Source organism: Moorena bouillonii PNG, assembly GCF_001942495.1.
Taxonomy (GTDB): Bacteria; Cyanobacteriota; Cyanobacteriia; order Cyanobacteriales; family Coleofasciculaceae; genus Moorena; species Moorena bouillonii.
In genome coordinates this window covers 899,838-906,909 of sequence record NZ_MKZS01000001.1, presented here as the reverse complement: position 1 = coordinate 906,909, position 7,072 = coordinate 899,838, and the positions used below count along the sequence as shown (strand labels likewise).

The 7,072-nt window shown below is 45.5% G+C and carries 3 protein-coding genes; 1 reads left to right on the top strand and 2 read right to left on the bottom strand.

Annotated features, from left to right (window positions below):
* Nucleotides 1-272 precede the first annotated feature (272 nt).
* Together BJP37_RS03675 and topA are read right to left on the bottom strand one after the other, a co-directional pair.
* Entirely contained in the window at nucleotides 273-1,853 is a 1,581-nt protein-coding gene (locus tag BJP37_RS03675; protein WP_158069393.1) for a tetratricopeptide repeat protein, read from the bottom strand.
* Between the two features lie 90 nt (nucleotides 1,854-1,943).
* Complete coding sequence (topA, locus tag BJP37_RS03670; protein WP_075896555.1) at nucleotides 1,944-4,622, bottom strand: type I DNA topoisomerase; 2,679 nt, start codon at nucleotides 4,620-4,622, stop codon at nucleotides 1,944-1,946.
* Nucleotides 4,623-5,366: 744 nt separating this feature from the next.
* Here topA and BJP37_RS03665 point away from each other — a divergent pair.
* Nucleotides 5,367-6,932 (top strand): NAD(P)H-quinone oxidoreductase subunit N, encoded by a 1,566-nt coding sequence (locus BJP37_RS03665; protein WP_075896553.1) that lies wholly within the window; start codon nucleotides 5,367-5,369, stop codon nucleotides 6,930-6,932.
* Nucleotides 6,933-7,072: the final 140 nt, after the last annotated feature.

Below are 7,072 nucleotides of genomic sequence, written 5' to 3'. Positions count from 1 at the left end.
TTTGAAGACGAGTCAGTGAGGTGACTCACTGGCTTAGTTTAATGGAGATGGGGAGGTGTGGGAGGTGTGGGGAGATGGGGAGATGGGGATTAATATCGGATTAAACATCAAGACAATGAGATAAAAAGTATTTAAAGATACCAAATTCATCTCAAACAAATTCTTACCTCTCCCCACACTCTTGTGCTCTCCCCTGTCTCCCCACACTACCCCCTCTCCCCACACTCTTGTGCTCTCCCCTGTCTCCCCACACTAAGCCCTCTTCCTACACTCTATTCCCTCAACTGTGTCACTAGCTTTTTAACCTTAGAACTGTTGAGGAATTGCAGAAATTCCTGGGTCAGCTGCTGCTCCTTTTGCCTAAACTCAAGAATACGGTCTTGCTGAACAGGAGTTCTTTCTGCTATCGGAATAGTAATCAGTTGATTGAGTTGTTCCCTCAGGGAAAGCTGCTGCTGCAAAATCGCTTCATAGCCTGCTTTGATTTGCTCCTCTTGAGGTAAGTATGGTATTTTTTCGTGAACCCTAGTTTGAGTCTTGTCCTGATTAGACAAATCGTCTTTTTGTTCTGGCACTGGGAATAAATTTAGCACCAGTTGCGCCGACTGCACCCGTTTTTGTTGCTGCAGCAACTCAGATAAACTTAGATAGGCATTATCCAAGTTGAGTTTATAGGACTGCTTTTGCTCCTGAGACAGTTTCTCCTGAGACAGTTTAGTGACATCTTGCCCCAGGGACTGATATACATTGACTGCTTGCTTATGAAAAATAATCGCTAGTTCTGGCTGGTTTTGTGCCGCCAGTACAGCACCAATAGTCCTCAAGGTAAATGCTTCCCCAGCTTTTGAACCCACTTCCCGATGAATCACTAGGGCTTGTTGGTAGGTTAAGAATGCTTGTTCGTACTTTCCTAGGCGATGGTAAGCGATACCTAAATTATTCAGAAGCATTCCCTCTGAAATGCGATCGCTTACTTCCTGGGCAATAGTCAAGGCTTGCTGATAGGACAACTGTTCCTGTTCGTGGTTGCCTAGACGGTGGTAAACTAACCCTAGGCTATTAAGCAGTGTTCCTTCGTCTGCCTGTGACACTAGAGAATTGTTTTCGGAATTATCGAGTATTTCTCGATAGATATCGAGAGCTTGCTGGTAGGAATCCAGGGACTGGTCATCCTGACCCAGCTTATAGTATATATTCCCCAAATTATGGAGAGTCCTGCCTTCGTAGCCACGATTGCTCACTTCTCGGTAGATGGCTAAGGCTCGTTGATAGAATTCTAGGGACTTTTGATCGTCCCCTAGGTTGGAATACGTTAACCCCAAATTATTAAGAGTACTCCCTTCCCCGGTGCGATCGCCTAATTCTCGATCAATTGCTAAGGATTGCTCAAAGAACGACCTTGCTAATTGATATTGACCAAGTTCATCATGAACCCACCCAATAAAATATAGCGCTACTCCTTCTTGATAGCGATCGCCAATGTTTCGTTTAAGTTCTAGGTACTTCTCGAAGCTATGTAAAGCCTCTTGTAATTGACCTGTACTTAACTGTTGGCGACCTTTAACATAGAGCTGCTGGGGTGGAGTGACTTGGTCAAGGCTAGTTTGCTCAAGACTAGTTTGCTCAAGGCTAGTTTGCTCAAGACTAGTTTGCTCAAGACTAGTTTGCTCAAGACTAGTTTCGTCAAGACTAGTTTCGTCAAGACTAGTTTCGTCAAGACTAGTTTCGTCAAGACTAGTTTCGTCAAGACCAAGAATAGGCGAAAGGGGGAATGTCAGAGAAATGAGTAAAGAGGCAGTGGTCAGCAGGAAGGATGAAGGAACATTAATAAAGGATAAGAGTTTTTGCTTCAATTCAAACTTCCTAGTTTCCACTTGACAATTGTGTTGTCACATCTTATTATATATCCTGAGTTTAATCAGTTTGTCAGCAAGTACAATTACTTATTCACTCTCTGACTTACCCTGTTGGTCATCATCTTTTGTTTTCTTAGTAGTCTTCTTGGTGGATTTCCCAGTGGTTTTCTTTTTGGTGGAAGTAGTGGATTTACTGGACTTGCGACCAGATTTACCCGATGACGCCTTAGCTGCTATGACTTCCAAGGCAGTTTCTAAGGTTAACTCCTCCATGGATTTTCCCTCTGGCAGAGAGGCATTAACTTTGCCATGGTTGACATATATCCCATAGGGACCCTGATAGATATTGACTGGCTCCCCATCCTGAGGATGAACCCCTAGTTCCCGTAAGGGTTTTTTAGTCTTGGTGCGAGAACCGCCCCTTGTCTTCTTAGGTTGTGCTAGGAGCTCTAATCCACGCTCTAGGGTAATTGTCAAGACGTCATCCTCACCTTTAAGGGAGCGGTAATCTTTGCCCTCCTTCCCTTGGTCATGGACAACATAAGGACCAAAGCGTCCGATTGCGGTTTTAACCGGTTTGCCTGTTTCCGGATGAGGACCGAGAAGGCGGGGGAGTGCTAGGAGACCGACTGCCATTTCTAGGTGTACATCTTCCTTCTTTACCCCCTTAGGCAAGGAGACACGTTTGGGTTTTTTCTTCTTATCCTCTGTTACGTCACCTAGCTGTAGATAGGGACCATAATTGCCATTGAGGATATAAATTGGTTCACCAGTTTCCGGGTGTAGTCCCAATTTCTCTGGCCCCTCCATTTTCTGCTGAATCAGTACGTGAACCTGCTCAATGTTTAGTTCAGCTGGGGTGAGGTCTTGGGGAATCGAAGCAGTAAATACACCATTGCCATTTTCCACTTCGACATAGGGACCAAATTTCCCGATCCGGACTCTAGCATCGAGGTCTTCGAGTTCAACAGTACGGGCAACAATGGGGTCAATCTCATTAATCCGTTCCTTGACTTGGTTGTCGAGACCCTTTTCTCCCAAATAAAAGTTCTGCAGGTAAGGAAGCCAGTGCGCTGCCCCATTGGCAATGTCATCTAAGGTGCGCTCCATTTTGGCCGTGAAGCTCGTGTCCACCAAGTCGGGAAAGTTTTGTTCGAGCAAATTAGTCACCGCAAACGCCGTAAAGGTGGGAGCAAGGGCATTTTTCAGTTTCTGAGCATAGCCTCGGTCAATGATAGTACCAATAATACTCGCGTAGGTACTGGGACGACCAATCCCCTCTTGTTCCAAGGTTTTGACCAAAGTCGCTTCCGTGTAACGGGCTGGGGGTTGGGTTTCGTGACCGATAGCTTCTAGTTCTCTACAGTTAGGATGATCTCCGACTTTCAAAGCTGGCAGAATCACTTCCTGGTTTTCTAGAGCAGCGTTGGGGTCATCAGACCCTTCCACATAAGCCCTTAGATAACCTGGGAAGTCAATGCGCTTACCGGTAGCCCGAAATCCGGCATTTTCCACTTGCAAATCAACCACAATTTGAGTTTGTCGAGCATCCGCCATTTGACAAGCAACGGTACGCTTCCAAATCAGGTCATAGACTTTAAATTCGCGATCGCTTAATCCCGTTTCCTGAGAAGTTTTGAATGTACTCCCTGCTGGACGAATAGCTTCGTGAGCTTCTTGAGCTCCTTTGCTCTTGGTGGTATACTTTCTCGGTTTGGGGCTAAGGTACTCTACCCCGTATTTTTGTTCAACGCAGCTACGGGCTGCTGTGATCGCTTGTTCAGACAAATGTACTGAGTCTGTACGCATATAGGTAATGAAACCCTTTTCATACAGACTCTGGGCAGTCCGCATCGTATCACGAGCCGATAGTCCCAGTTTCCGGTTTGCCTCCTGTTGCAGGGTGGAGGTAGTAAAGGGGGGTGAGGGTTTGCGAGTAACAGGTCGTTCTTGTAAATTAGTAACCGTCCAGACTTGATCGTACAGGTTGTCTTTGAGTGCTTTAGCCTCCAGTTCACTCAACAATTTGACTTGCCTACCTGCGATAATGTCACCTGTATTGGCATCGAAATCACTACCGGTAGCAATTTTAACCTTATCCAGGGTTACTAGCTTAGCCTCAAAGGAACTTCCTGCTTCTAGAATCCCTTTCAAATCCCAATAGCTGCCCTTGCGGAAGGCACGGCGTTGCCGTTCTCGATTCACCAACAGCCGCACTGCTACAGACTGTACCCGACCAGCTGATAAGCCCCAAGCCACTTTTTTCCACAGCAGCGGTGAGAGGGTGTAGCCCACGAGTCGGTCAAGAATCCGCCTTGTTTCCTGAGCTCTTACCACCTGATCATCGATCTCACGGCAGTTTTGTAGGGCATTTTGAATAGCATCCTTAGTGATTTCATGAAATACCATCCGCTTAGTTGGCACTTTCGGCTTTAAGATTTGTAACAAATGCCAACTAATACTCTCCCCTTCTCGGTCTTCATCCGTAGCCAAAATCAGTTCATCAGAATCTTTCAGAGCTGCTTTGAGCTGTTGGACAACCTGTTTCTTGTCTTTAGGCACCAGGTAAAGCGGTTCAAAGTCAGCTTCCACATTCACCCCAAACTTAGCCCACTTTTCCCCCTTGTATTTTTCGGGGATTTCACTAGCTGATTGAGGTAAATCACGGACATGACCCATGGAGGCTTCGACCTGGTAACTAGAAGGTAAGTAGTTCCGAATGGTGCGAGCTTTAGTAGGAGATTCGACAATTACAAGGGTTGTCATCGGAGTTTCAACAATAGCGGCGGTGTTGAATAGTCTAATTTAAATACTATTTCTCAAAGGTCTTTGTCAAAGGTCTAGGGAGTAAGCCAGTAATTTGCTTCCTCCCTACTGAGTGTGGGTAGGGTTTTCCAGCATGCTTTTCCAGCATAGTTTTCCAGCATAGTTTTCCAGCATAGTTTTCCAGCATTAAGTAGAACCCCCTGATGGCAGTATAAGCTTGCCTATTAATTTCTACAGTACGCCACTTGTGTCGCAGGCTAACACGAACAAGGAGCAACTGTGTCGGAAAGGGAGTGAGCCAAAAAGAGCATAGGTACGGAAATTTGAGGGTTACTTATACTTATATATATATGCGCTTCAGCAGTACTCCCTACTTTTTCGGATTGTGCCAGAAATAATCTTTATCTAGAGGTAAACCACGAATAGCTGATGTCGTGATGGCTAACCAATAGAGCACCGTTAACACCCTAAGTAAACCCCTATCCCAATTCCTCTGACTGGTGCTTAAAGATTTCTAAACAATTCGTTCGTTGCCTTCAAAGGTAACATTGATGATCCGGTGTAGGACACAGCTAGTCTCACCTTACCCTGGCACAGAGGGCAGTGAAACGGCATAAATACGGAATTCTCCTTTGTGCAATCTCCAAGGTATACAAGCCCTTTGTCCAACTAGCTACAATCACCGATATGATAAGAAAGTTAATCTGGATACTGAAATAACCATATATCATATCATTAAAGCCTATGGATTTTGCCAATCTTGCCGCCCAGTTGAATGCTGGGGTAATTTTGCCAGAGGGAATTGTAGTTATTACCCTCTTGCTAGTGTTAATCATTGACCTGATTGCTGGGAAAAAGTCTGCTCAAACTATTTCCTATGTGGCCATTGGGGGTCTACTTGCTGCCATAGTTGCCCTGTACTTCCAATGGGATGCTGCAAATCCCATCGCCTTCTTTGGGGAATTTAATGGTGACACCCTGAGTGTGGCATTTCGTGGCATCATTGCCCTATCGACTGTGTCAACGATTTTGATGTCAATTCGTTATGTGCAGCAGTCGGGTACATCCTTGGCAGAATTTATTGGCATTTTGCTCACGGCTACTTTAGGAGGGATGCTCCTGTCCGGGGCGACGGAGCTGGTCACGATTTTTATATCCCTTGAAACCCTCAGTATTTCCTCCTACCTGATGACGGGTTACATGAAGCGTGACCCCCGTTCCAATGAGGCCGCTTTGAAATATTTGCTGATTGGAGCAGCCAGTTCAGCCGTATTTTTGTATGGTGTCTCCCTATTATATGGGTTGTCTGGGGGACAAACGCAGTTGAGTGCGATCGCTCTTGGAGTTGCTGAGCTAGAATCCGGTCAATCCCTAGGTCTTCTGATTGCCTTGGTGTTTGCGATCGCTGGTATTGCTTTTAAAATCTCAGCAGTTCCTTTCCACCAATGGACTCCTGATGTTTACGAAGGTTCTCCCACCCCAGTGGTAGCGTTTCTCTCAGTTGGTTCTAAAGCCGCTGGCTTTGCTTTAGCAATTCGTCTACTGATCACTGCTTTCCCATTGTTAAGCGATCAGTGGCATTTTGTGTTCACTGCTTTGACTATCCTAAGTATGATTTTGGGTAACGTGGTTGCCCTAACTCAATCCAGCATGAAACGGATGCTAGCCTATTCCTCTATTGCTCAGGCTGGGTTTGTGATGATTGGTCTAATTGCTGGGACCCAAGCCGGTTACGCTAGCATGATTTTCTACATGCTGGTGTACTTGTTTATGAACTTAGGGGCTTTCGCTTGTGTCATTCTGTTTACCCTACGCACTGGTACTGACCAAATTAGTGAGTATGCTGGTCTTTATCACAAGGATCCCTTGCTGACTTTGGTTTTAAGTGTTTGTTTGCTCTCTTTAGGTGGGATTCCACCCTTTGCTGGATTCTTTGGTAAAATCTATTTATTCTGGGCTGGTTGGCAAGCAGGATTGTATACTTTAGTGTTAATAGGTTTGCTAACTAGTGTGGTTTCCATTTACTACTACATCCGTGTGGTCAAGATGATGGTAGTGAAAGAACCTCAAGAGATGTCGGATGTGGTGAAGAATTATCCCGAAATTCGCTGGAGTTTACCCGGTATGCGTCCGTTACAGGTCGGTTTAGTGATGTCGTTAATTGCGACCTCTCTGGCAGGGATTTTGTCCAATCCCCTGTTTGCTTTGGCCAATGATTCTGTTGTTAATACCCCCATACTGCAACAGGCCGTGATTACTACTGAGCTGCCTCAAGGCCATCAGGTTTCATTGATGAGTGCTAAAAATTGAAGTGCTCAGAGCCATAGACCCGAAGCGCCCCTTCCTGTAGGATAGGGCGCTAACAACAGATTTTAGCGTAAGCATTGAGCTCAATGCTCAATGCTCAATGCTCAATGCTCAATGCTCAATGCTCAATGCTCAATGCTCAA